The organism is Kitasatospora sp. NPDC093806, assembly GCF_040683335.1.
Taxonomy (GTDB): domain Bacteria; phylum Actinomycetota; class Actinomycetes; order Streptomycetales; family Streptomycetaceae; genus Kitasatospora.
This window is the reverse complement of record NZ_JBFBDO010000253.1, coordinates 1-1,945: the sequence shown is the minus strand read 5'-3', so window position 1 is coordinate 1,945 and position 1,945 is coordinate 1. Positions and strand designations below refer to the sequence as shown.

Here is a 1,945-nt window from a genome sequence, read left to right as displayed (position 1 = left end):
GCGGACGGCCGCACCGCGCCATCGCCGCCGCACCCCGCCGCCGTGCCCGCTCCCCGCGCGCCCCGCCACCGCCCGGTCGTCCGTCCCGCCCGGAACCGTCCCGCCCATGTGCCCTCCCGAATCCGCGCCGCCGGGTGCATCGACACCCGTTCTGCTTCTGACAGCTGACACCCTGCCAGTCGCATGCGAAGGAGTCGTCAGACCCAGGGCTTGACCCGCTCCACCCCAGGTCCGATCTCTCCCCGGCGCGTCGCTCCCCCTCAGGTCGTGGGCGCCCCCGAGAGCCCTCGGGGTGCGCCTTCCGACCGGAGTCGGAGGCGCCCGTCCGGGGAGGGGTCAGCCGACCGGGGCCTTGACCCGCAGGACCTCGATGAACGCCCGCAGCCAGGACGGGTGGTCGGGCCAGGCGCGGGCCGAGACCACCACGCCGTCGACCACCGCGTCGCCGTCCACGTAGGTCGCGCCGGCCGCCTTCACGTCCGGCTCCAGCGCCGGGTAGGCGGCGCTGGTGCGGCCGCCGAGCACCCCGGCGGCGGCGGAGATCAGCGGGCCGTGGCAGATCTGCGCGACCGGCTTCTCGGCCTCGAAGAAGTGCCGGACGATCCGCTGCACGTCCGCGTTGTTGCGCAGGTACTCGGGCGCGCGGCCGCCCGGGATCACCAGCGCGACGTAGTTGGCCGGGTCGACGTCCGCCACCGCGACGTCGGCGGGGAAGCTGTAGCCGGGCTTCTCGGTGTAGGTGTCGTAGCCGTCGACGAAGTCGTGCACGACGAACTGGAGCTGCTTCTTGGTCAGCGCCGCGATGTCGACCTGGTAGCCCTCCTCGAGCAGCCGCTGGTAGGGGTAGAACACCTCCAGCGACTCCGCGGCGTCCCCGGTGATCAGCAGGATCTTCGATGCCATCGCCGACATCCCTCCGAATTGATCGATCATCAGACCTCTTGCGGGCCCGGGCCGGTGGTCACCGGCGCGGGCCGGCACCAACCTCCCGCACCGGGCGCCACCGGCGCAACAGGGCGCGTCGGACATTCGGGGGCGCGCGGGCGCCGGCGCACGCCGGGTCCGGACGGCCCGCGCCCCCGGTCGGGATACGCCCTAGACTCCCTGTCTGCCCGTCCCCGCACCTCCCGGAGGGAGTCCGCCCCGATGTCGGACCGCACCACCTACCTCGTCCTGCCCGGCTACCAGAGCTCCGGCCCGGCGCACTGGCAGAGCCACTGGGAGGCCGCCGACCCGGCCTTCGTCCGGGTCGAGCAGGAGGACTGGGACCACCCGGAGCCCGAGGCCTGGGTGGCCCGGGTGGACGCGGCGGTCGCCGCCGCGGCCGCCGACGGCCCGGTGGTGCTGGTCGCGCACAGCCTCGGCTGCGCGACGGTGGCCCGCTGGGCGGCCGGCGCGCCCGGCGAGCGGACCGCCGCGGTGCGCGGCGCGCTGCTGGTCGCCCCGGCCGACATCGACCACGCCGACGTCCCGGAGCTGTTCGGCTTCCGCCCGGTGGCGCTGCCGCGGCTGCCGTTCCCGTCCACCGTCGTGAACAGCCCCGACGACCCGTGGGTCACCCCGGAGCGGGCCCGGCGGTTCGCCGAGGCCTGGGGCGCCCGCTACGTCGAGACCGGCGCCCACGGGCACCTCAACTCCGACTCGGCGCTCGGCGACTGGCCCGCGGGGCGGGAGCTGCTCGCCGAGCTCTGAGCGGGCCGGACACGGCCGGACCGGGCCGGACGGGGCCCGGTCGGCCTCCCAGATTCCGGGGATGGAACGGCTCACACCCCTCCGGACAGACTCGGCGCAGACCGACGAACCGAAGGGATGCGTCACCGATGAACCGTTTCTCCCGTTCACTCGCCGTCCTCGCCCTCTCCGCGACCGCCGTGCTCGGCGGCGTCGCCACCGCCCACGCCGACCAGGGGGACCCGAACGGCGGCGAGGCGACCGCCTCCGCGCG

At 75.4% G+C, this 1,945-nt stretch carries 2 protein-coding genes; one reads left to right on the top strand and one right to left on the bottom strand.

The window, feature by feature from the left end; genetic code table 11:
• Window positions 1–336 precede the first annotated feature (336 nt).
• Complete coding sequence (locus AB0N76_RS39745) at window positions 337–903, bottom strand: DJ-1/PfpI family protein (RefSeq protein WP_363565735.1); 567 nt, start codon at window positions 901–903, stop codon at window positions 337–339.
• Window positions 904–1,146: 243 nt separating this feature from the next.
• On the opposite strand from AB0N76_RS39745, the gene AB0N76_RS39740 reads away from it, so the two are divergent.
• A complete protein-coding gene (locus tag AB0N76_RS39740) occupies window positions 1,147–1,692 on the top strand; it encodes an alpha/beta hydrolase (protein WP_363565734.1) in 546 nt (181 codons plus the stop codon).
• Window positions 1,693–1,945: the final 253 nt, after the last annotated feature.